The following is a 22,025-nucleotide window of genomic DNA, read 5'->3' on the forward strand; positions in this document are numbered from 1 at the left end:
TCCCCTCACCCCAACCCTCTCCCCGAAGAAAAGGATTTGGTGTCTCGGTTGCCAGGGGCGGGGAGAGGGAGAGCCGCTTTGGCTGCCCGGGATTCAGCTCAAACGTAACTATTTAGAGCGCTCAAATGATGGAGCGCCGGATTCCGGTCGTGTTTGACGGTTTCTATTGCACTGCATTTGGGTCATTCGGGCTTGATTCGTCATTCTTCGCCCTGGGCCAGCGCGTACAAACCCCTTGCACCCCGGTCGGGGGCTGCTATTCTTCGCGCCCTTTTTCACCCCCAGACCCTTTAGAATCATGTCCCAGCATAGCAGCCTCAAGACTTCCGGCTCCGTCGGCACCAAGCGCAGCGTTTTGAAGCGTGGTGAGCGCGTCAAGCTTCTCAAATCCCGTGGCCAGTGGAAAGAAGGACGTCTTCCGACGAACCTTCCGAAGACCAAGCCGGAGTAAGGCTTTCCCCCTGTGCGCCTTAACCGATATTTGAGCCAGTGCGGCATTGCCTCACGGCGTGGCGCGGAGGAAATCATCCTCGGCGGTCGCGTGTCCATCAATGGGCACGTCATCACCGAGCTTGCCACGAAGGTCCAGCCCGAGGACAAGGTGGTCGTCGATGGTTCTCCGGTACGTGCCGAGACGCCTGTCGTTCTCGTTTTGAACAAGCCGAAAGGCTACCTGTGCTCCCGTGGGGACAAGCAGGACCGCATGACGATCTACGATCTGCTGCCGCTGAAGTACCAGAATCTGCATCATGTCGGCCGTCTGGATAAAGACAGCGAAGGCCTGATTCTCCTGACGAATCGCGGAGATCTCTCCCACCGGATCATTCACCCGAGCCAGGGTGCTGAAAAAGAATACGAAGTGGTCGTCGATCAGGCGCTCAATCCGGACGTGATGGCGAAGCTCGTCAAGGGCATGATGACCGAGGAAGGTTTCGCCCGTGCGGAACGCACCTGGATGGACGGTGACTACCGGGCGCACATCGTTCTCAAGATGGGGCTCAAGCGTCAGATCCGCATGATGCTCTACTACCTCGGCTACGAGGTCACACGCCTGACCCGCATCCGCATCGGCTGGCTGAAACTTCACGGTCTTGCCCGAGGTGCCTATAAAGAACTCACGCCGACGGAGGTCGAACGCTTCTTCAAGGAAGAGCCGGCCAAGCCGAAGCTGGAACGCATCAAGCCTGGTGAAGAACAGGATGACGGGATCGAAGATCACCGCCCCGCAGCACGCAAGCGCGCTACGCCACGTGTGCATGAAGCTGAGGCCCGCGAACCGCGTGGTTTCAAGCCCACCCGTGGCAAGAAGAGCGGCCCAACGGCTCGCTTTTCCGAAGACAAACCTAGCCGTGGCAAGAAGAGTGGCCCTACGGCCCGCTTCTCTGAAGACAAGCCTGCTCCGCGTGGCAAGAAGAGCGGCTCTGCAAGCTGGTCTTCCGGAGACAAGCCTTCGTATTCCAAGCCCAAGTCCAGGACTTTCAGCCCGCGCTCACGCTCAGGCGAAACGGGGCGGGACGAAAAACCACGGGGGCGGTCAGGTCCGCCAGCTCGCCGTCCAGCTCCACGGGGGCCTCGCCGCGGTCCGTCGTCACGGTGAATTCGCTGGTCTGGATGTAGTCCAGATCATCGCATTCGTGGTAGCCGTCTAACAGCATGCCGCGCAGCAGCTGGATGAATTCCATCCCGCCGAGGCCGCGAAAGATGAGGAGATCGAGTTTGCCGTCAGTGTTGGAAGCATTGCGGAACAGGGGAAACGGCCCGCCGTAGTGCTTGCCATTGCCAATCAGAACCACGGTGCCAAGCATGGGAGCTTTGCCTTCGATTTTTACGCTAAGTGTCGGCGGGGTCCGCATGAGCACATTCACGGCGCTCATGACATAGCTCAGCGGGCCGTATTTTTTCTTCGCTTCCCAGGAGGTTTCCTGGACGATCTGGGCATCGAGACCCACTCCGGCGAGCTGGGCGAAGTACATTTCGTTCGCCATCCATAGATCGACCTCACTGCGCTGGCCGCTGGTGATCTCCCGCCAGCAGGCTTCGATGTCGCGACCGGGCAGCTTCAGTTCCACGGAAAAGACATTCATCGTACCCAGCGGCAAAACGCCGAGCGAGGTGTGCTTTTCGCCGGGTTTGCGGCGGGCGTTGGCCCGGCAGATGCCCTGCAGCACCTCGTTCATGGTGCCGTCTCCACCGGCGGCGACGACGAGTTCGTGACCTTCCGTGGCGAGGCGCTCTGCGATGAGGGTGGCATCGCTGGGACCGGTGGTCAGGTGGAGCTCCGGCTCCGGGGAGAGCCTGCGCAGGGCATGCTCAAGGGAGGCAGCCTTCGTGCTGCGTGCGGCGGGATTCAGGATGACCGGAATGGGCATGAGGGCGGCATTCATGGCACGTGGCGCGGGACTTCGCAAAGTCTCATGGTCGGACGCTTGTGAAACTTTTCACAAAATCGGGTTGCCCCTCTCCGAGCGGCTCCGATAATCGCCCTTAGCCCCCTTTCCTCTTCGCTCATGCCTGCCCCCGCCGAAGCTCCCGCCCCCGTTGCCGCTCCACCGCCTGTTGATCTCGTGAATGTACAGATCGACGGTGTCTGGCACAAGTTCCCCAAAGGCACGCGCATGATCGAGGCGTGCAAGCAGGCCAAGAAGGAAGTTCCCCACTACTGCTACCACCCGAAACTCTCCTCCCCCGGCAACTGCCGCATGTGTTTGGTGGAGATGGGCATGCCGCCACGTCCGGCCCCGGGCACCGAGCCTGAGAAAGACGAGCATGGCATGCCGAAGATCGGCTGGATGCCGCGCCCAGTGATTGCCTGCGCCAACACCGTGGCGGAAGGCATGGGCATCCGCACGGAGTCCGTCCTCACGCAGGAGTGCCGCAAAGGCGTGATGGAATTCCTCCTGATCAATCATCCGCTCGACTGCCCGATCTGCGATCAGGCCGGCGAGTGCCGTCTGCAGGAGTTCAGCGTGGAGCATGGCAAGGGCGAAAGCCGCTTCCGTGAAGACAAGGTCAAGAAGCCGAAGAATGTCGACATCGGCCCGCGCGTGCGTCTCGATGACGAGCGCTGCATCATGTGCAGCCGCTGCATCCGTTTCACTGCCGAGATCGCCGATGAGCCTGTGCTTGGCTTCACCGAGCGTGGCAGCTTCACCACGCTGGCGGTGCATCCCGGCAAGCGCCTGGAGCACAACTACTCGCTCAACACGGTGGACATCTGTCCGGTGGGCGCTCTGACCTCGAATGATTTCCGCTTCCAGCAGCGCGTCTGGTTCCTGAACGAGACGAACAGCATCTGCACGGGCTGCGGTCGTGGCTGCAACATGGAGATCAGCGCCCGTGGCGACACGATCTACCGCCAGACTCCGCGTGACAACAACGACGTCAACTCCACCTGGATGTGCGACAGCGGCCGCCTCGACTTCCACTTCGTGAACAGCGAGTTCCGCCTCACGGATCCGATGATCAAGTCGGGTGGCAAACATCAGATCGCCACCTGGAAGACGGCTCTGAGCAACATCGCCACTGCACTTGCCGGCAAGAAGGGCGAGGAGATCGCCATCATCGCCAGCGCACGCATGACGAATGAAGAACTCTTTTTTGTGAAGCATCTGGCTGCGCAGCTTGGCACCACGAATGTGGATGTCATTCCACGCACCGGCGGTGCCGACAACTACCTCCGTGCTGACGACCTCAATCCGAACACGAATGGTGCGAAGCTGATTCTTGGCATCGAACCCGGTGCCAAGCTGGCTGAGATCACTGAACTCATGAGCCGTGGCCGTCTGCGGGTGGTGCTCGCGCTGGGTGAAAACCTGCTGAAGGTGGGATTCAACCAGCGTGATCTTGAGAAGGTGCCGTTCATCGCTTCGCTGCACATCCTCGCCAATGCGAGTGCGGAACTCAGCGACGTGGTGCTTCCTGGTACTGCCTACGCGGAAAAGCGTGGCAGCATGATCAATGTCACCGGTCGACTTCAGCGGCTGAACAAGGCCGTCAAAATCCCTGGCAACGCGCACGACACGTGGGAAATCCTGCGCGACCTGATTGTCGCCTGCGGTGGCTCGAACGGCATCCATACCGTGGAAGATGTCTTCAAACGTCTCAGCACTGAGGTCACTGCTTTGAATGGGCTGACGTTCTCCAAGATCGGTGATCAAGGGGTGCAGGTGATCGAAACGGGTGAGAAGATCCCGCTGCTGGAGCGTGAGAAAGAGCGCAAGGCGAAGGGGATCATCGTTGGGTGATTTGGTGCCCGTTTAGACAGGATTTACAAGATGGCTGAATTTCAGGATTTTTTTATTCTGAAGGGTGGCTCGGCGTCCGATGTGCATTGGATGGTATAAAAACCGCTTCTGCGAGTGCGTGGGGTGGTTTCAGAGTCAGCCTGTTATCATCCTGAAATTCGGTTAATTCTGTTAAGGCAGTCATCGCATGGCCATTGAGGAGGAGCTGCTGGAGCGCGAGAAAGAGCGCAAGGCGAAGGGGATTATTGCTGGGGCGATGTTAGTCGGAGACTGACCTCATGCTGACGCATGGGGTTTCACGATGGTAGGCCGTTAGTAAAGATTCAGGTGGTTTATGCGTGGCATTTGCCGCGATAATTCAACGTATTCTGAGGGTTTTTCGGACGAGAATTGGCTGGTCTAGACGGTGGGAAAGGGTATCCGTTTCACCCCCCTTTTTCGCGCTTCGGTGCGAACGCAAAAAACCAGTCCCAACCCTATAATGTCTGTGATCTTCACACGAGGCGTGCGCTTCACCGTGCTCCTGCTTTCCATCGTGGCCTGCGCCCCGGCACATGCGGCGACGTTGTACTGGGACACCAATGGAGCCACAGTGTACTCTGGTAACGCCGGTGGAATCTGGGGCGTGGACAGTTTTTGGAGCACGGATGCGCGGGGTCTGAGCAGCACCGGAGCGTATGCGACTGGCAGCGACGTGGTCTTTGCCGCAGGCATAGACGGCACGGGCACTTACACGGTGACGCTCTCTCCAAGCCAGTCCGCCAGCAGTCTCAATTTCCAGGAAGGTCATATCACGATTGCTCCTGCCACTGCTTTTGTCTCATCCCCGAACAACTTCGGCTCCGTCGAAATCCTCACTCTTACCGGCACCGCCCCCGTCGTGAACGTCCAGAACATGGACGCCACCATCACCGCGCGCATGATTAGCACCGGGCTGACCAAAAACGGCCTCGGCAAAATCACTCTCGATTTCGGCACCTCCGGCAACGCCAGCTTCTTCAATCTCGGCGGAGCGGCCATCACCATCAATGCAGGCACCTTCGAGCTGAAAGGCACAGGCGGCAGTGCCAACCAGCTGACCACCAGCGGCATTGTCATCAACAGCGGGGGCGCCTTCCTCTGGAATACTAACCCTAACAGCATCAGCGACGCCGCCAAAATCACTGTCAACACCGGCGGTGTCCTCAACACCAAAGCTAACGACCAGTTCGGCACCATCGAGGGCGGCGGCCTCATCCTCATGCGCAATGCCTCGCTCAATCTTGCCCAGGGCGGCGCCAACACCACCTTCTCCGGCATCATTGCTGGTGCCGGCACCCTGCAAGTCAACGGCGGAGCAGGCTTCGTCAGTCTCACCAATGCCAACACCTTCACTGGCACACTCACCTCAAACAACATCAACACCACCACGGGTGGTTTCCTTCTCGGGCACGCGCGTGCGGCTCAGAATGCCACGATCAATCTCGTCAATTTCGACGTGAACACCAAGAACATCAGCTTTGCCTCCGGCATTGGCACCTTCATCACTGGCGGCCTTCAGGGCACCAGCAACCTCACGCTTCAGGATGCAGGAGGCGGAGCCATCATCCTGCAGACCGGCAACAACGACAGCACCACCACCTACCGTGGAGCTCTCAGCGGCAGCGGTGGTCTCACCAAGATCGGCACCGGCACACTCACTCTGAGTGGCGAACAAATCACCGTCACTCGCACGACCACTGCCACCGGCGCTGTCACCGCCACCTACATCTCCAGCACCTCCAATACTTACACCGGGGACACCACCATCCTCGGCGGTTCACACAATCCCACCAGCGGCTCTGTCACCCAGGCCAACGCGGGCGGAATCAAGCTCGACTTCAACTCCACCGCCATTTCTTCCGCTACCTCGGGGACGAACACTTATACTTACACCATCACCGCCCCCACTGCGGATATCATCAGCGCCTCCAGCCGTCTGGTTCTCGGAGGGGGCAAGCTCACGGTCGCCGGTCGCAACACCACCACGGGGACCGAAGCTGTCTCTCAAACTTTCAACAACACCTACCTTCTGGCCGGTCGCAGCTACGTCACTGTCACGCAAGGGACCGCCAATGCTGACACTGTTGTGAAGCTCGGCAACATCACGCGTGATCGTGGCAGTGTTTTGGAGTTCACTTCTGCTGCGGGCACGCAGAGCAGCACCAATGGCATCGTCATCACGACAGCCAATGATGCCAGCGGCATCCTGGGCGGATGGGCTCTGCTGGGCAATGACTGGGCCGTCAAAAGCACCGCAGGAACGGCGCTTGGCAATGTCGTCGCCGCCACCACGCAATACAGCGCTTATGCTGGTGGAGACATCGTGAGTTCCGCGACCTCCAACTTGTTGATCAGCGACAGCAGCGCCACAATCACCACCGGGGCGGGCATCACGAACCTCAACACCCTCATGGTGCGCAACGATGCAGGCAACGGCAACGCCGCCATCAACCGTCTTGTTGACATTGCCGCAGGCGAGACCCTCCGGCTTGGTGCCACCGGCTCCATCTGGAACCAAGGCAGCCAAGTCACCTCGGGCGTTCCGACGCTTACCATTGGATCTGCCAACAACGTTGGCGCGATCACTGCCGGCGGAGCCGACAACACGGCTGGCGAAGTCATCATCAATAATTCCGGCACGGGCGAAATTCTCATTCGTTCTTCCATCACGGACAACGGTACGGGTGCCGTGACGCTCATTCGTACCGGCTCCGGCAATCAAGTCGTCTTCAGCGGGGTCAACACCCACACTGGTGGCACCGTGATCACCCAGGGGCGCAACCGTTTCGACAACGTCGGCGGCCTGGGCAGCGGGGCCGTCACCGTCACTGCTGGTGGCCAGCTCTGGCTTAATGCCGGAGGCACCTACGCCCAGACATTCAACCTCGCAGGCACCGGGTACGGCGAAGGCGGCATCCCCGGCGCGATACGTTTCAGCGGCGGTCAAACTCTCACCGGCCAGATCAACCTCACGGGAGACACCCGTCTCGGTGCCGTGAACGCCAGCTCCGTCACCACCTTTGCTGGGAAAATAACTGGTGATTATGCCCTCGATCTCTCTGGCGGCGCGGGTGGCACCAACATTATTCAGCTCAACAGCACCGCCAACGACTTCACCGGCAACTTTTCCATCAACACCAACTTCGCCGCCACTCCAACCGCCTTCAACAGCGCCAACGTCACCATCCGCCTTGGAGCTTCGGAGGTCATTCCCAATGGCCTGGGCAAAGGCAACGTGATTTTGAGCGGAAGCAGCAGCACCACTCCCGTCACTCTTGACCTCAACGGCTTCAACGAGACCATCAATTCTCTGATCTCCTACGGAACGCACGCCAACACGGCCATCACCAACGGCAAAGCCAACAGCACCTCCACCCTCACCATCGGCGACAACAACGCCAGCACACTCGTCACCGACACCGCAGCCGCCACGACCTTCTTCGGCGGTTCGATCAAAGACACCGGCACGGGCATCATGGCGCTGACCAAGATCGGTGAAGGAACGCAGACATTCACGGGGGCGAACACCTACAGCGGCGCGACGACGATCAACAAGGGCACACTCATGGCCGGTGCAGTCAACACCTTGTCCGCCAACTCTGCGGTGACCATCGCCAATGATGCCACCGCCATGCTGGCGCTGACGAATGGTCTCGCGGATTTTTCGCAGACGATCTTGTCTCTTTCGGGAGGTGGCGCTGTCAACCTGGGCACCATCGCCGCTGCGGATACCGTGGGCACTCCGGGCACGCGGCTGACGACGGGAAGCATTACTGACACCACTTACTCAGGCACCATGGTCGGTGCCGGTGGACTGGTGAAACAGGGAACGGGCAGATTCACGCTGACGGGTGCCAATACGTATGTGGGAACGACGCAGGTGACCGCAGGGAATCTGCAGGTGGGACAGGCGGGTGCGGGACAAAGCGGTACGGGTGCGGTGGTTGTCAGCAGTGGTGCCACTCTTTCGGGATCGGGTGTTGTGCAGGGGGCCACGGTCGTCAATGGACTGCTGAGTGCGGGGGATAATGGCGGTGCAGGCATTGGCAAACTGACCTTTACGGATGTCAGCACTGGCAGCCTCACGCTGACCGGGGGCGGCAGCGCTGCGGCACCACGCGCGCTTTTTACCCTCGCGGGAGCCACGGGCAATGAGGCGACTCCTACGGATGGCATTCAGACGGCGGGCCTGCTCAACGGCAGCTTTGGCAATCATGATGCACTCGTGGTCCAGGGCACGCTCACCCTTGCGGCGGGAAGCACGATCAAGGTGGAGCTTGGCAGCGGTTACAGCCCCGGCTTTGGCGATGTCTACAATCTGATCGATTGGGGCACCGTGAATGGAGGTGCTGCGGCCATCGTGGCCGGAGGATTCAACGCGGCTGCCATTGGAGGAGACCTGAGCCTGGAAATCAGCGCCACCATGCTGGCCAACGGCTGGTTTTGGAATACGGACCAGTTTTTGACGGATGGCATCATCTACGTGGTGCCAGAACCTGGACGTGCCATGCTGCTGATGTTGGGACTGGGGCTGGGTGTCGTGCGCCGGCGCAGAGCCTGGGGGTGGCAAATGCTGAAGCATAAAGGCTGCAAGATGCGGAAATCGGGGTAATCTCTTTCCCCCCTGCCGTGACTTATTCCTCTCCACTCCCCAAGCCTGAACTTCTCTCCCCTGCCGGTAACTGGGACTGTGCCCGTGCGGCGGTGGCGAACGGGGCGGATGCGATTTTCTTTGGCATGCCGAGGTTCAATGCGCGGCTGAGGGCGGACAATTTTGTGGAGGAGGATCTGCCGGAGCTGATGAAGTTTCTGCATGACCATGGGGTGAAGGGGTATGTGGCCTTCAACACGCTGATCTTCACCAAGGAGCTGCCGGATGCGGAGAAGCAGCTGCACCTGCTGGAGGACAGCGGAGTGGATGCGGTGATCGTGCAGGACCTGGGACTGGCAAGGATGGTGAAGGCGCTGACGCCGAAACTGCGGCTGCATGCGAGCACGCAGATGACGATCACTTCACCGGAAGGGCTGGAGTTTGCAAAGCAGCTGAACATCGACCAAGCGGTGCTGGCGCGTGAGCTTTCCATGCGTGAGCTGGAGCGTTTCAAAGCGGCGGCGGTGCCGCTGGAGGTGTTTGTGCATGGGGCGCTGTGCGTGGCGTATTCGGGGCAGTGTCTGACCAGCGAATCGCTGGGGCGGCGCAGTGCGAACCGTGGCGAGTGCGCGCAGGCCTGCCGCATGCCGTATGAAATGATCGTGGATGGCGAGCCGCGTGACCTTGGCGACAAGCGCTACCTGCTCTCGCCGCAGGATCTCGCGGCGGTGGATGAGATTCCGCAGCTGATCGAGCTGGGTATTCGCAGTTTTAAAATCGAAGGGCGTCTCAAGACGCCGGAGTATGTGGCGGGTGTGACGCAGGTGTATCGCAAGGCGATTGACCGTGCTTTGGCAAATCAACCGGCTCCGGCGAGCGAGGCGGACCGCTACGCGCTGGAAATGACCTTCTCACGCGGCTTGTATCCGGGCTGGATGCATGGTGTGAATCATCAGGAGCTGGTAGGCGCTTACTACGGCAAGAAACGCGGTCCGTTTGTCGGGCAGGTGACGCGGATCATTGATGATGACACGCTGGAGCTGGATGAGCTGCACATCGCCATGAAGCCGGGCGATGGTGTGGTGTTTGAGAACCTGTCCGACACCAACTATGAGCAGGGCGGCAGTGTGTATGAGATGCGCGGCAGTGCGCTGAGCTTCCGCCATGGGCATTTGCGCATGCAGGATGTGCAGCTGGGCATGCGCGTTTTCAAAACGAGTGATCCTGCGCTCAATCGTGCGCTGCGGCAGTCGTTTGAAGGTGACATCCCCATCCGCAAGCAGCGCAAACTGGATCTTCATGTGACCGGCCAGGTGGGTGAACCGTTGGTGGTGCAATCGGGTGCCAATGTGGTGACTTCGACGATGGCGCTGCAGGCGGCGATGAAGCGACCGCTCACGCCGGGGGCCTTCATTGAGCAGTTCAACCGCCTCGGTGGCACGGAGTTTGAACTGGGTGAGGTGCAGTTTGATGTGGTGGGCGAAGTCATGCTGCCGATCAGCGAACTGAACCGCATGCGGCGTGATTTGATTGCGGCTTGGAGTGAAGGTGATTCGCCAGCGGCACCTGTGGCGCAGATCACCGAGACGCTTGAATCGTTGATGCCTTCGAGAGGGATCGCTGATGACTCTCAGCCACTCCAGCTTCACGCCTTGTGCCGCACGCAGGCGCATATCGATGCGGCGCTGGTGCTGGGGGTGCCGAGGCTGTATCTGGATTTTGAAGACATCCGGCTGTATGCGGATTTGGTGAAGCAGATCAAGGAGCGCAGTGACACGGCGCAGGTCTGGCTGGCGACGCCGCGCATTCAGAAGTCAGGCGAGGCGGGTTTCTTCAAGCTCATCCAGCGGGCGGAGCCGCATGGGGTGCTGATTCGGAATCTGGGGGCGATGTCGTTTTTCAAGGATGCGGGCATCCCGATGACGGGAGACTTTTCGCTCAACGTTGCGAATCCGCTGACGGCGGAGATTTTGAAGAAGTCCGGGCTGGAGCGGCTGACGATCAGCTATGACCTCAACATTGAACAGGTCGTTGATTTGCTGGCTGCTGCGCCGCCTTCATGGTTTGAGCTGACCCTGCACCAGCACATGCCGATGTTTCACATGGAGCACTGCGTGTTTGCCGCGTTCCTGAGCAAGGGGACCGACTTCACCAACTGCGGACGTCCGTGTGACAAACATCGTGTGCATTTGAAGGATCGCGTGGGCATGCACCATCCGCTTAAAGCCGACGTTGGCTGCCGCAACACGCTGTTCAATGCGGTGGCGCAAACGGGTGCGCAATTTTTTGATGAACTGCGGGAGCACGGGCTGCGCTGCTTCCGTGTGGAGCTGCTGGAAGAGAATGCCGACGAGGCGATGATCGTATTGAGGACTTATCAGGAGCTGATGAGCGGCCAGCGAGATGGCGATGAAATCTGGCGTGATTTGAAGGCGCAGAGCCAGCTGGGCGTGACCCGGGGGACTTGGGCGGAACTGGCCTGATCCTCCTTCGCTAAAGCTTCGAAGGACAGGTCGAGCTACGGAGCACCTGAACTCAAGGTGGTTGGATTGTGGAACGGAGAGTCACAGGGGAGTTTGTTCGGGAGCTGTTTGCACGAACTACGTTTCCAGATTCCGGCTAAAGCCGGGACTACAATACATGCGCTGGCTGATTTCAAATTTGGGGCGATGCGGAGCTTCCAGAACGGGCTACGATCCCGAACTATGTACTCAGAAGAGCTGCTTGTTATTCGGGAGGACAGGGGCGGGGTCTGCGGGGACCCATGGTTTGCTGCGGGTGAAGGAACTTCCTTGAACGGTGGAGGATTACCCGCCAGAATCCGGCCGCCATGTCCAGGCACTCTTTCGACGATTTCAGTTTCCTGCCGACCGTCGATTCGACGGACGAAGAGATCGTTAAGCCGGGGCATGCCGAGCAGAATCCGCCTCAGCCGGAGAGTGCTGAGGCGATGGCTGCGGAGGAGCCGGTGTATGAGGAGGTGGCAGCTTCACCTGAGCCGCCGGTTTTTGTTCAGGAAGCGATGTCTGAGACGCCCGTGAGCGAGATGGAGCTGCACGCTGAGCGTTCGTCCGCAGAAGACGAGGAATTCATCGAGGATCGACACCAGGAACTGGAACTTCCAGCGGAGAAGGTTCAGCCGCGGCAAGCAATGGAGCTTCCCAAGCTGGTAGATGATGTTTCTCAGGCAGCACAGGCGGCGGCTGAGGAGAAACCATCCAAGGTCGTTTCAGGCAGTGAACTGCCGCGCAGTGAGGACGGGTCGTCAGACAAAACAAAGGGGAACGAGGAACAGAGGGCTGCCAAAGAGCCGAAGCCGTTCATTGCCCCCAAACCGCCGCCCGAGGAACCCTTGGATCCGGAGCAGGCTAAAAAGCAGCGCTGGCAAAAACTGGCGGACAAGATCGGCCTGCGCACGCTGGGCATGAGCTTTGGCGTGCATCTGTTCCTGCTGTTGACAGCCACTTTTGTGGGCGTGAGCCAGGTGATGGACCGGCAGGTGGACTTCTTGCCCGGGGGCAGTTCGGCGCAGTCGCAGGCGGCCGCCGCAGAACTGACGCACAAGATTCAGACCAAAAAGAATCCCTGGCTGAAGGAGAAGCCGAAGATGCGGAAGATCACGGTGCAGACCTTGTCTTCCAACATTGTGCTGCCGGAGATGCCGGCCATGGAAGTGATCGATTTTTCGAAGATCAACAATCGCATGGACCTGAGCAAGGCGCCCAGCATGGGGTTGAGCCAGCCGATGGGCCTGGGAGGTGCGGGTGGCGGTTTTGGGGCCGGTGTCGGGACTGGCGGCAAATTCAACTTCTTGGGTCAGACCGCCTTTGGGAGGCGCGTGGTTTTTGTGGTGGATTTTTCCAGTTCCATGTCGCAGCCTTTGAAAGTTGACGGCCCGAGAACGACCCGCTTTGATCTGCTGAAGAAGGAGCTGATCAAGGCAGTGAAGCGTATCCCCTTTGGAACTGCCTACCAAGTGCTCTACTTCTCCGACTTCGCCTGGCCGCACAACCAAGTGGGCACCACTGATGAGGAGGGGCTTGCGAAGTGCTACTGGGAAATCACGCCGGACAATTATAAGCAGGCGAAAATCCCCGTCTTCAAGTACATCCAAGCAACTCAGTTTACCCTTCAGGACAGTGTTGAGGTCATTCAACGGTCGAATACTTCCCGAATATACACCAATTGGGGATCTGGATTGTTGATGGCATTGAGTGCGAACCCGAAGCCCGATGTCATTTTCTTCATGACCGATGGCAATCACTCTGATGAACAGGGATGGATCGACATCGTGACGGCTGAAAACAAACGCAAGCTGCCCATGAGTGTGATTCACACCAGCGTGATGGCCCAGGTGGACGCTGCGTTTGAGATCGATGCGATGGCCAAGCGCAACAACGGTTCGTTCACTGTGGTCAGAGAAGATGGCATGGTCATGAAGGGTGAAGAGTACTTCAAAATGAAGTAGGCTCAGCGCTGCAGATCACGCAGAGCTGAGGTCACTTCCTCAACCGGCAGGCCGACGACGTTGGTGAATGATCCTGTCATGCGTTCGAGAAGCATGTCGGTGCATTCCTGAATGCCGTAGGCTCCTGCTTTGTCGAGAGGGGTTACCCTCGCGTGATAGGCGCGGATCAGGTCGTCCGTCAGCGGCTTGAAGGTGACATGGGTGATGACATGCAATTCACGGACCACAGTGCCATCGCGGGCAAACGCCACTCCGGTGCAGACTTCATGGGTGCGATCCGAGAGGCGGCGGACCATGCTGAGCGCTTCCTCCAGGTCTGCGGGTTTGGCCAGTGGATCGCCATCGACGTAAACCAAGGTGTCGGCACCGATGACGAGTGCTTTAGGGCGGGTCAGGCTGACGGCCAAGGCTTTGCGCCGGGCGTTTTCCAAGGTGAGCTGTTCGGGTGTCAGAGAGGCATCGTGGGCCTCCTCGACCTGCGACAAGACGATTTCAAATTCGAAGCCTGCCTGACGCAGCAGCTCCAGCCGGCGCGGTGAGGCGGAGGCGAGCACGAGCGAAGGCCCGCTCACGCCCGCTTCTCCACAATAGTGGCGACATCATCCGCACGGATCACAGCGTCACGCTTGTCCGGCGTGCGGTAGCGGTAGTAGCCGGTCTTTTCCTGATACTGGGGTGCTCCCTCGCAAGGCACCTCACGCCCGTCCTTGAGCTTGATTTTGTGCGGAGTCGAAGAGGCAAACATGTCCGGCACAGAGCAGGAAACGAAGGAAATGGCGGGGAGAAGCAGCAGGAGACGGCGCATGGCATTCATGGCGGTGGATGGGGAAATAACGATACTGTTAAGACGCGACTTTCGGTGTTTTTGTTCATCCTTCAGGCGAGAGACATTTTCAAGCGTCACGATGTTGTCAGTTGAAGCAGACTTTGTGCCTTCTACCCTGACTGCATGAGTCAAAATCTTCCTCCAGCCATCGGTATCATCGGCGGATCCGGCCTGTACGACCTTGAAGGCTTTGAAAATCGTGAGGAGATCAGCGTTGAGACGCCGTTTGGCCCCCCCTCGGATGTGCTCGTGACCGGCACACTGGCCGGGCGCCGGGTGTATTTTCTGCCCCGCCACGCCAAGGGGCACCGCATCCTTCCCACGGAACTGAACCACCGCGCCAATATCTGGGCGCTGCGCAGTCTGAACGTGCGCTGGATCATCGCGGTGACTGCCGTGGGCAGCTTGCAGGAGCAGTACCATCCCCGCGACATTGTCCTGCCGGATCAGTTTTTTGACCGAACCAGCCGCCGCGATCAGCACACTTTTTTCGGCAAGGGGATCGTGGCGCATGTGGCGTTTGGCGATCCGATTTCTGACGGCCTGCGCGCGCTGCTGCATGAGACCTGCGTGGCGCAGGGGCGGAAGGTTCACAATGGCGGTACCTACGTGTGCATGGATGGCCCTGCTTTCTCCACCCGCGCCGAATCGAATGCGCACCGGCAGCTGGGTTTTGATGTGATTGGCATGACGAACCTGCCTGAGGCGAAACTGGCACGGGAGGCGGAGATCGCTCTCGCCACTCTGGCGATGATCACGGATTACGACTGCTGGAAAGTCGAGGAGGAGGCTGTCACCGCCGAGTCTGTTATTGGACATCTGCATGCGAACGTCGCTGCTTCCAAGGCCATCCTCGCTCACGTCATTCCGAACATTCCCACGGAACCGAACTGGCCGGAGCATCGTGCGCTGGATTCTGCCTTGATGACCGACCGCAAGCTGTGGCCCGAGCAGACGGTGGAGAACCTGCTGCCGATTCTGCAGCGGTTTGTGTGAGTCCTGACTGGGCATTTCAAAAGCGCGGATTCCAGACATCTGTGGAAACGATGGAACAAGGCCCCGGGGTGGATGCTTGAGAAACTGAAATGCCGCTTTTCCCTTCGGGCACGTCCAGCACCTCGCAAAAATGTCCAAAAGAACAGAAAGTGACGCCGTCAAATATACGTCTCGATGCTCAAGCAGATTATGCGACTCCGAGGAGAAGAGGCGCTTCCCACTGTATAGCTTGAGGCGGAGCGGTTAGCGTCGCAGCCGGAGCGGTTCACTACAGCGGATGGTTAGGCCGCATCGGTCATTTCTGAAACCATTCCCGAATCGAATCCGAAAGAGCGCCGAGAGAGACTGCATTGCGGACTGTCCAAGCCACCCCCCTCGCAACGATGTTCGGCCTCTTGTCTGGGCTTGCCTTTGGAAACTCGCTCATCAATTCCTTCAATTCTTTGCGCTCTTTTTCGGGAATCTTTGCTGATTTCAGTGCCGCTTCGATTTGATTGTAATCGCCAATCTGCACGTTGCCGCCAGAAATATTTCCGAGCACTCCACTAAAAGTGCCAATATGATAGTTCGTTTCGTTTTTCATGACTGTCTTCTTCTCTTGCTGGCTGAAAGTCATTCCCTCTCCCAATACTCCGTCGGCCTCTAACTTCAACGTCCAGTCCAGAATGGTATTGCGGACGGCATCCAGAATCCCTACCAGACTGGTTTTTTGTAGTATTAGCTTCGGAGGGGTGATGACGTCGCTAATCCGTGAGTAGACCTCCGGAGAAACGGCTTGGCATATCATACCGTTTCCTCTCGCTAACTCCTGAACCTCAGCAATGGATTGAGAGCAGAAACTCTTGATGGGTCCCAAACCTACAAACTGCATCCAAACGCCGTTGTAGGGGTTGAACATTTTGAGTTCGCCTTCGAGAGCGCGGTATTTGGGAATGTTCACTTCACCTGAGTATCCATTAAGCTCGCACTTGCACCAAGCAATCCAATCTGTGAGTTGGAGCTTCGTTGCGACTGCAAGAGACTTGCGCAGTAGGCTGCCAAGATTTGTATCGGCGTCCATAGCTTCTGACTGTAATTCCAGGATAATAGAACTCATATTGCAAGTGGCATAGAATAGCATGTAGCGACGCCCAAAGACTCCAAGCTTAAAGAGGTCGGAAGCTGGTGCTATGGCTGCTCGGGCGAAGGCGGCAAATCAGCCAGCGTGACAGCTGAAGTAGTTCGCTGTAGTGTATAGTTAGGTGTGGCGGTTGTTAAGAGAGAATGGGGCGGTCGCATTTCTTGCACCGGTTGATGTATTGAAGTTCCCAGTTCACGGGAAACGAATGGATGCCGGTAAAGTTATCGTAAAGAACAACCTTGATCGAATCGTCTGGGCAATAATATCGAGAGTCCTTGTATGTGACACCGACATGCCTGCCAGCATACCATATGAGATTGGTGCGTCCGGCCGAATCTATCTCGACGCAGCCAGACAGAGACGTGTTGACCGTGTAGCCCAAATAGTCACCGTATTCGGGACGGTTGAAGATGGATAGTAAGTTCTGGTAACCGCGTGTGGGCGCGGTGTGTTTGAGATACTTGTCAAATTGGTAAGGAGTGCCGGTCAGATTCAGCATCGAAGTATCGAGCGGATTGATGAGGCCGTCGCGCAGGGCGCAGTCGTGGCAAAAGTATTGATTCATCGTTCAGTTATAGGGGGCGGGTAGAAGCGCCTAACAGTGGGATCAGCAACGTAATCTTGCATTACGGCTCCCTGACAGGTCGCTAATCTTCCATCAGCTTCACGGCCAGACGGCGCATGAACTGACGTTCCGGCAGCATGACGAGGCGTTCGTAGGCCTCGTCGAGGTTGCGCAGGATGCGGAGCAGCGTGGCTTCGGCGGTGGCGGGCTCGTGGATGAGGTCTTCCATGCCGGGATTTGCGGCAGGGTGGTGTTTGGCCACATCGGCGGCCAGCATGAAGCGCCCGCGATTGAAGCAATCGACCAGCCAGGTCTTGTCGCGGTATTTGACGCGGGAGAGGAAGTGGCCTGGGAAATTGCAGCCTTCGATTTCCAAGCCGAAGCGATGACCGAGGAGACGGTAGAGGCAGCAGAGGCTGATGGGATTGCCGAGGCCGGTGTCGAGCACCCAGAAGAGGTTGCTGTTTGCGGGCGAGTAGTAGTCCTTGCTGTTGCCACGGAAACGGGTGACGCCGTTGTGCGAGGCAAAGAGCCACTGGGCCAGTTCATGCGCATCCATGCGGCCTTTTTCGGCAAAGGCTTCCTCTGTCAGTGCATCCAGACGTTTCGCCAAGTCGGCGGACTGAGTTTTCCAACCGTTCAGAAAGGCGGAGAGCTGGCTGAGGCCTTCCTCAAGCTGCGCGTCGGGGCCTTCCATCCAGCGCCAGCGCATCCAGGTTTCTTCGAGTTCGGTGCGCCGTGCGGGTTCGAGCAACTGCGCGACGAGCTTTTCTTCCTCGGCAGACAGCGGGGTCTCCAAGCTTCCAATGTGCATTGGCAGCTCGCGGCGCATGCCATTGAGCTCCTCCTGAACTGCGTGACGCACGACTTCAGAGTCGTCATCGAGCAGTTTGATGAGATGGCTCAGGTGAGCACTGGGAGGCATTTGGAGGTGATAACACACCCCGAACGCCGGACGCAATCATGAACTTGCACTACAATCGGATTTCCATGGCCTTGGCGGCGCGGTGGGCTTTGGCGCGGGCTTCGTTGATGTTTTCGGCGCGGGCGAGGGTGACGGCCATGCGGCGCTGGCCGCTGACACTGGGCTTGCCGAAGAGGCGGACCTGGGTGTCGGGCTCGGAGAGAACGTGGTCGAGGGACCCGAACTGGACTTTGGAGGATTCGCCTTCGACGAGGACGGCGCAGCTGGCGCTGGGGCCGTGCTGGTGGATGTTGGGGATGGGCAGGCCGAGGATGGCGCGGACGTGGAGGGCGAACTCGCTCAGATCCTGGGAGATGAGGGTGACGAGGCCGGTGTCGTGCGGGCGGGGGGAGACTTCGCTGAAGATGACGTCATCGCCTTTGATGAACATCTCGACGCCGAAGAGGCCGCGACCGCCGAGGGCTTCGACGATGGCACCGGCCATGTGTTCGGCGGCATCGAGGGCTTTCTTGGACATGGGGTGGGGCTGCCAGGACTCGCGGTAATCGCCTTTGATCTGGGTGTGGCCGACGGGGGCGCAGAAGGAGGTGCCGCCGACGTGGCGGACGGTGAGCATGGTGATCTCGTAGTCGAATTCGACGAAGCCCTCGACGATGACTTTGCCCTTGCCGGCGCGGCCACCTTCCTGGGCGTACTGCCAGGAGTGGGCGATGTCGTCGGCTGTTTTGACGACGCTCTGGCCCTTGCCGGAGCTGCTCATGATGGGCTTCACGACGCAGGGCATGCCGATTTTCTCAATGGCGGCGCGGAATTCCTCCTCAGTGGCGGCGAAGATGTAGGGGGAGGTTTTGAGGCCGAGCTCCTCGGCGGCGAGGCGGCGGATGCCTTCGCGATTCATGGTGAGCTTTGCGGCGCGGGCGGTGGGGACGACGCGGAAGCCTTCGTTTTCGAGTTCGAGGAGGGTGTCGGTGGCGATGGCCTCGATTTCCGGGACGATGCAGTCGGGTTTTTCCACTTCCACGAGGCGGCGGAGGGCCTCGCCATCGAGCATGGAAATGATGTGGCTGCGGTGGGCCACCTGCATGGCGGGGGCGTTGGCGTAGCGATCCACGGCGATGACTTCACAGCCGAGGCGCTGGAGTTCGATGACGACTTCTTTGCCGAGCTCGCCTGAGCCGAGAAGCATGACCTTGGTTGCGGAGGAGGAAAGGGGTGTGCCGATGCGTGCCATGGCTGCATTTAGGCTTGCAGTTGGCGGGCTTCAAATCGCATTTAGTCTGGAACATGTCCTTTCCCGGTCCTCCAGATCCATCGCGTGTGCAGCGGCTGATGCAGCCGATGTGGCGGGCGTGGGTGGATCTGGTGTATCCGAGGCTGTGCTGTGTGTGCAAGGCACCGGTGGGGGAGGGGTGGTTTTGCGGGGGCTGCGCGGACGCGCTGCCGCTGGTGGAGGCGCCTTACTGCAACGTGTGCGGGGAGGTTTATGAGGGAGCGATTACGCAGGAGTTTCGGTGTGGAAACTGCAGCGGGCGGCGGCTGGAGTTTGAGTTTGCCGTGGCGGCCTGCCATGCGGAGGGGGTGATGCGGGAGCTGATTCACCAATTTAAGTACGAGCACCGCCTGCATCTGCGCGGGGCGCTGGCGACGCTGATGCTGCGTGTTTTGGAGGAGCCACGGCTGGCCGGGGAAAATCTGGGGGAGTGGCTGCTGGTGCCGGTGCCGCTGCATCGCAGCCGGGAAAAGGAGCGGGAGTTCAATCAGAGCTGGGAGCTGTGCACCCGGCTGTCCCGGCTGACGGGGATCCCGGCGGCGAAGGCGCTAGTGCGCACGCGGGAGACGGATCAGCAGGCGGGACTGAGCCGTGAGGAGCGGCTGAAAAACCTGCGCGGGGCGTTTGCTGTACGGCCTGTGCGGCGGTGGCAGCGTCCGATCAAACTGCAGGGGCGGCGCATCCTACTGGTGGACGATGTTTTCACCACGGGGGCGACGACGAGCGAGTGTGCGCGGGTTCTCCGGCGGGTGGGGGGAGCAGAAAAAGTGGTGGTCATCACGACAACACGCGGCTAGGATCGGCCCCGCGTCCGACTTTGGCCGGGCCTGACAGTGTGAACGCCGGGTGGTTCTTCCTCCCTGCAACTCCTGCGACATGCAATTCGAGGAGGCGCACCATCAGGTCTGGAGATGCCGGACGCCCATACCGACTGACCTACCATGGGATTTTTCAAAAAACGCAACGTTAACGATTTAGGCGAAAAGAAGCGCGACATGCCGGAAGGCCTTTGGACGAAGTGCCCTTCGTGCAATGAGAGCCTCTTTGAGCAGGCACTGGCCAAAAACCTCCGAGTCTGCACGAGCTGCGGCTACCACTTCACCATCGCTTCGGACGAGCGCATCGCCAGTCTGGTGGACGAAGGCAGCTTTGTGGAGATGGACAAGAGCCTGGACTCCGTGAACGCCCTGGGCTTCAAAGGCTATCTGGACAAGGTGAAGGCCTACCAGGCTAAGACCGGACTGACTGAGGCGGTTGTCACCGGTCGTGCGAACATTGAGGGCGTTGCCGTCCTGGTGGCGATCATGGATTTCCGTTTCCTGGGCGCGAGCATGGGCAGCGTGGTGGGTGAAAAGATCACCCGCGCCATCGAAGCCGCCACGGCGGAGCGCAAGCCGGTCATCGTGTTTTCCGCCTCCGGTGGTGCCCGTATGCATGAAGGCATTCTGAGCCTGATGCAGATGGCCAAGACGAGCGGAGCGCTGGCCCGGCATGCCGAGGCGCGTCTGCCTTACATTTCCGTGCTCACGCATCCGACGACGGGTGGTGTCACCGCCAGTTTCGCGACGCTGGGAGACCTGATCATTGCCGAACCCAAATGCATGATCGGCTTTGCCGGTCCGCGTGTGGTGAAGGAAACCACGCATGCGGATCTGCCGCCCGGGTTTCAGACGGCGGAGTTCATGATGCAGCATGGCCTGGTCGATATGATTGTCGATCGCAAGGACATGCGTGCCACGCTGGCGAAGGTGCTGCGGTACATGGTGGGGGCGAAGTGAAGGAAGAAAGCTGAATTTGATCAATTTGAGCCGCGTGTGATTCGACTTTGTGCGGTGGCACCGAAGACGTTGATGAATGGGAAGCAGTTGCCGACGTTTTCAAATCGCTTAAGTTCACTCGCATGAACATGACCCTGCAACTCCCCGACGACCTGTGCACGGCGGCCGAGCAGCGTGCCGGAGTGGAGTCCAAGACGCTCTCGTCCTGGTTCACCGACTTATTGAGGCGTGAACTACGCAAGCCTCAGCCCTCCCCCGTTAACACCACGGAGACCGGTGGTCGCGTTTCTGAACTGCCGCTGCCGACCACGGCCATGCTTGGCGAGCTTTACGACGAGGCGCTCGCAGACAGTGACTTGCCTCTGATGCCGCGCACGCAGGACTCTGGCAGACCTAACGCTTTTCCATGAGCGAGGGGCTATTGCTGGATACCGTGGCAGTGTCCGAACTGCGCAAGGGGCCGAAGGGAGATGCTCGGTTCTTCAGCTGGCATCGTAGCATAGCAGCGGTGCCTGTTTTCATCAGTGTGATCATTCTGGTCGAGGTCCGGCGTGGCATCCTGCAGGTGGCCAGGCGTGACCCCGCCTTTGCTGGCAGGCTGGAGACCTGGCATCATGATTTCCTGCTGCCAAAGTTTGCTCTCACTCTCCTGCCCGTGGATGCCGCTGTTGCAAGTCAGGCAGCCGAGCTGCATGCCATCCGCACTTATCCTGATCACGATGCACTTATCGCCGCCACTGCGCTCGTGCATGGGCTCACCCTCGTTACTCGCAACGAATCTGACTTCATTGGAACTGGAGTCACTGTCGTGAATCCCTGGCAGCCATGATCATGCCGTTTGCAAAGGCCGGCAGGAATCCTGACGGGCTGTGTCAAGGGTATTGCTTTACAGTCCGAAGGTGAGCCAGAGGGTGAGGTGGATGAGGCCGACATAGACGAGCCAGGTCTGGGCGAGGCCGTAGGTGAGGGAGCCGCTGGTTTCGCTGGGGGTGTCGGTGGAGTGGCCAAACAGGCGGTCCTGGTTGCGGTAAAGGAGCACGCCAAGAGGGATGAGGATGATGAGGCCAATGATGCCGATGATTTTGAGGCCAAGGAGTCCTTCGGGTGACATGACGGCGAACACGGGAGCGAGCGTGAGGTGGGGGTTCATGGGGTGAATCTTCTCACGGGCTGGCAATGTGGGTAGATACAGATGGGGGGAAAGGGGGGCGGTACAGAGGG

At 59.2% G+C, this 22,025-nt stretch carries 19 protein-coding genes; 11 read left to right on the plus strand and 8 right to left on the minus strand.

The genetic code is table 11. The features are described from left to right. Positions 1-298: 298 nt before the first annotated feature. Together WAW39_RS20035 and WAW39_RS20040 are read left to right on the plus strand one after the other, a co-directional pair. A complete protein-coding gene (locus WAW39_RS20035) occupies positions 299-451 on the plus strand; it encodes a small basic protein (RefSeq protein WP_395732737.1) in 153 nt (50 codons plus the stop codon). A gap of 12 nt (positions 452-463) precedes the next feature. Further along, complete coding sequence (locus WAW39_RS20040; RefSeq protein WP_422320937.1) at positions 464-1,597, plus strand: pseudouridine synthase; 1,134 nt, start codon at positions 464-466, stop codon at positions 1,595-1,597. On the opposite strand, the gene WAW39_RS20045 is transcribed toward WAW39_RS20040, so the two are convergent. Beyond that, entirely contained in the window at positions 1,479-2,384 is a 906-nt protein-coding gene (locus tag WAW39_RS20045; protein WP_422320938.1) for a diacylglycerol/lipid kinase family protein, read from the minus strand. The two genes, WAW39_RS20040 and WAW39_RS20045, sit on opposite strands and share 119 nt — an antisense overlap. 123 nt (positions 2,385-2,507) lie before the next feature. On the opposite strand from WAW39_RS20045, the gene WAW39_RS20050 reads away from it, so the two are divergent. The 4 genes from WAW39_RS20050 to WAW39_RS20065 all read left to right on the plus strand — a co-directional run bounded on the left by WAW39_RS20050 (position 2,508) and on the right by WAW39_RS20065 (position 13,324). Continuing rightward, complete coding sequence (locus tag WAW39_RS20050) at positions 2,508-4,244, plus strand: molybdopterin-dependent oxidoreductase (RefSeq protein WP_422320939.1); 1,737 nt, start codon at positions 2,508-2,510, stop codon at positions 4,242-4,244. Between the two features lie 481 nt (positions 4,245-4,725). Beyond that, on the plus strand, positions 4,726-8,877 hold the full coding sequence (locus tag WAW39_RS20055; protein WP_422320940.1) for a beta strand repeat-containing protein: 4,152 nt from the start codon (positions 4,726-4,728) through the stop codon (positions 8,875-8,877). A gap of 17 nt (positions 8,878-8,894) precedes the next feature. Next, entirely contained in the window at positions 8,895-11,339 is a 2,445-nt protein-coding gene (locus tag WAW39_RS20060; protein WP_422320941.1) for a DUF3656 domain-containing U32 family peptidase, read from the plus strand. 554 nt (positions 11,340-11,893) lie between these two features. After that, positions 11,894-13,324, plus strand: a complete 1,431-nt coding sequence (locus WAW39_RS20065) for a hypothetical protein (RefSeq protein WP_422320942.1) — start codon at positions 11,894-11,896, stop codon at positions 13,322-13,324. Between the two features lie 2 nt (positions 13,325-13,326). Here WAW39_RS20065 and WAW39_RS20070 read toward each other — a convergent pair whose 3' ends face one another. Together WAW39_RS20070 and WAW39_RS20075 are read right to left on the minus strand one after the other, a co-directional pair. Then, a complete protein-coding gene (locus WAW39_RS20070; RefSeq protein WP_422320943.1) occupies positions 13,327-13,896 on the minus strand; it encodes a Maf family protein in 570 nt (189 codons plus the stop codon). Then, positions 13,893-14,138, minus strand: a complete 246-nt coding sequence (locus WAW39_RS20075; protein ID WP_422320944.1) for a YgdI/YgdR family lipoprotein — start codon at positions 14,136-14,138, stop codon at positions 13,893-13,895. Before WAW39_RS20075 ends, WAW39_RS20070 begins: the two co-directional genes overlap by 4 nt. A gap of 135 nt (positions 14,139-14,273) precedes the next feature. On the opposite strand from WAW39_RS20075, the gene mtnP reads away from it, so the two are divergent. Further along, positions 14,274-15,146: an S-methyl-5'-thioadenosine phosphorylase gene (mtnP, locus tag WAW39_RS20080; protein WP_422320945.1), complete on the plus strand. Its 873-nt coding sequence runs from the start codon at positions 14,274-14,276 to the stop codon at positions 15,144-15,146. Between the two features lie 295 nt (positions 15,147-15,441). Here mtnP and WAW39_RS20085 read toward each other — a convergent pair whose 3' ends face one another. From WAW39_RS20085 to purT, 4 genes are all read right to left on the minus strand, one after another. Beyond that, positions 15,442-16,242, minus strand: a complete 801-nt coding sequence (locus WAW39_RS20085) for a hypothetical protein (RefSeq protein WP_422320946.1) — start codon at positions 16,240-16,242, stop codon at positions 15,442-15,444. A 157-nt stretch (positions 16,243-16,399) separates the two neighbouring features. Next, complete coding sequence (locus WAW39_RS20090; RefSeq protein WP_422320947.1) at positions 16,400-16,831, minus strand: hypothetical protein; 432 nt, start codon at positions 16,829-16,831, stop codon at positions 16,400-16,402. An 82-nt stretch (positions 16,832-16,913) separates the two neighbouring features. Then, a complete protein-coding gene (locus tag WAW39_RS20095) occupies positions 16,914-17,756 on the minus strand; it encodes a transglutaminase-like domain-containing protein (protein WP_422320948.1) in 843 nt (280 codons plus the stop codon). Positions 17,757-17,805: 49 nt separating this feature from the next. Beyond that, positions 17,806-18,987, minus strand: coding sequence for a formate-dependent phosphoribosylglycinamide formyltransferase (purT, locus tag WAW39_RS20100; RefSeq protein WP_422320949.1), 1,182 nt, complete (start codon positions 18,985-18,987; stop codon positions 17,806-17,808). A 53-nt stretch (positions 18,988-19,040) separates the two neighbouring features. Between purT and WAW39_RS20105 the strand changes: the two genes are divergently transcribed. The 4 genes from WAW39_RS20105 to WAW39_RS20120 all read left to right on the plus strand — a co-directional run bounded on the left by WAW39_RS20105 (position 19,041) and on the right by WAW39_RS20120 (position 21,633). Continuing rightward, positions 19,041-19,823: a double zinc ribbon domain-containing protein gene (locus WAW39_RS20105; protein ID WP_422320950.1), complete on the plus strand. Its 783-nt coding sequence runs from the start codon at positions 19,041-19,043 to the stop codon at positions 19,821-19,823. A 144-nt stretch (positions 19,824-19,967) separates the two neighbouring features. After that, positions 19,968-20,804, plus strand: coding sequence for an acetyl-CoA carboxylase, carboxyltransferase subunit beta (accD, locus tag WAW39_RS20110; RefSeq protein WP_422320951.1), 837 nt, complete (start codon positions 19,968-19,970; stop codon positions 20,802-20,804). A gap of 122 nt (positions 20,805-20,926) precedes the next feature. Beyond that, on the plus strand, positions 20,927-21,214 hold the full coding sequence (locus tag WAW39_RS20115) for a hypothetical protein (protein ID WP_422320952.1): 288 nt from the start codon (positions 20,927-20,929) through the stop codon (positions 21,212-21,214). Further along, on the plus strand, positions 21,211-21,633 hold the full coding sequence (locus WAW39_RS20120; RefSeq protein ID WP_422320953.1) for a type II toxin-antitoxin system VapC family toxin: 423 nt from the start codon (positions 21,211-21,213) through the stop codon (positions 21,631-21,633). The genes WAW39_RS20115 and WAW39_RS20120 overlap by 4 nt, the downstream gene beginning before the upstream one ends. Positions 21,634-21,690: 57 nt before the next feature. Here WAW39_RS20120 and WAW39_RS20125 read toward each other — a convergent pair. Continuing rightward, a partial coding sequence (locus tag WAW39_RS20125; protein WP_422320954.1) for a hypothetical protein occupies positions 21,691-22,025 on the minus strand: 335 nt, incomplete at its 5' end.

It is taken from the genome of Prosthecobacter sp. (assembly GCF_049294395.1).
Classification (GTDB): domain Bacteria; phylum Verrucomicrobiota; class Verrucomicrobiia; order Verrucomicrobiales; family Verrucomicrobiaceae; genus Prosthecobacter.

What these genes read in the sequence shown, in the direction of transcription:
- WAW39_RS20045 (WP_422320938.1), bottom strand. Translation starts at nt 2,384, where the DNA reads ATGAATGCCGCCCTCATGCCCATTCCGGTCATCCTGAATCCCGCCGCA.
- WAW39_RS20075 (WP_422320944.1), bottom strand. Translation starts at nt 14,138, where the DNA reads ATGAATGCCATGCGCCGTCTCCTGCTGCTTCTCCCCGCCATTTCCTTC.
- WAW39_RS20035 (WP_395732737.1), top strand. Translation starts at nt 299, where the DNA reads ATGTCCCAGCATAGCAGCCTCAAGACTTCCGGCTCCGTCGGCACCAAG.
- WAW39_RS20095 (WP_422320948.1), bottom strand. Translation starts at nt 17,756, where the DNA reads ATGCCTCCCAGTGCTCACCTGAGCCATCTCATCAAACTGCTCGATGAC.
- purT (WP_422320949.1), bottom strand. Translation starts at nt 18,987, where the DNA reads ATGGCACGCATCGGCACACCCCTTTCCTCCTCCGCAACCAAGGTCATG.
- accD (WP_422320951.1), top strand. Translation starts at nt 19,968, where the DNA reads ATGGGATTTTTCAAAAAACGCAACGTTAACGATTTAGGCGAAAAGAAG.
- WAW39_RS20105 (WP_422320950.1), top strand. Translation starts at nt 19,041, where the DNA reads ATGTCCTTTCCCGGTCCTCCAGATCCATCGCGTGTGCAGCGGCTGATG.
- WAW39_RS20115 (WP_422320952.1), top strand. Translation starts at nt 20,927, where the DNA reads ATGAACATGACCCTGCAACTCCCCGACGACCTGTGCACGGCGGCCGAG.
- mtnP (WP_422320945.1), top strand. Translation starts at nt 14,274, where the DNA reads ATGAGTCAAAATCTTCCTCCAGCCATCGGTATCATCGGCGGATCCGGC.
- WAW39_RS20120 (WP_422320953.1), top strand. Translation starts at nt 21,211, where the DNA reads ATGAGCGAGGGGCTATTGCTGGATACCGTGGCAGTGTCCGAACTGCGC.
- WAW39_RS20085 (WP_422320946.1), bottom strand. Translation starts at nt 16,242, where the DNA reads ATGAGTTCTATTATCCTGGAATTACAGTCAGAAGCTATGGACGCCGAT.
- WAW39_RS20050 (WP_422320939.1), top strand. Translation starts at nt 2,508, where the DNA reads ATGCCTGCCCCCGCCGAAGCTCCCGCCCCCGTTGCCGCTCCACCGCCT.
- WAW39_RS20055 (WP_422320940.1), top strand. Translation starts at nt 4,726, where the DNA reads ATGTCTGTGATCTTCACACGAGGCGTGCGCTTCACCGTGCTCCTGCTT.
- WAW39_RS20090 (WP_422320947.1), bottom strand. Translation starts at nt 16,831, where the DNA reads ATGAATCAATACTTTTGCCACGACTGCGCCCTGCGCGACGGCCTCATC.